Here is a 245-nt window from a genome sequence, read left to right as displayed (position 1 = left end):
AGGAAGTTCTGGGACCCGGTGAGGATGAACTGTCCCGGCCTCTGGTTTCTATCAAGGACGCCCTGAAGGTACGAGAAGAGTTCCGGGACCCTCTGCACCTCGTCGAAGATCGCTCCGGTCTTTTCGTAACGTGCGAGAAAACTGCGCGGGTCCTCCTCCGCGAAGGCCCGGGTATCGGGATCTTCCAGTAAGATATAGGGCAATTTCGGGAATATCGACCGGACGAGCGTCGTCTTTCCCGACTG

The 245-nt window shown here is 57.6% G+C and carries 1 protein-coding gene; it reads right to left on the bottom strand.

Annotated elements, in window-relative coordinates; genetic code table 11:
* Nucleotides 1-245: AAA family ATPase (locus BP737_RS08985; protein WP_342686128.1), on the bottom strand; the 245-nt coding region annotated here is incomplete at both ends.

The sequence above is a fragment of the Methanoculleus sp. UBA291 genome, from assembly GCF_002499755.1.
Lineage (GTDB): Archaea > Halobacteriota > Methanomicrobia > Methanomicrobiales > Methanoculleaceae > Methanoculleus > Methanoculleus palmolei.
Note: the sequence above shows the minus strand (reverse complement) of the source record. Positions and strands in the feature narration are given on the sequence as shown.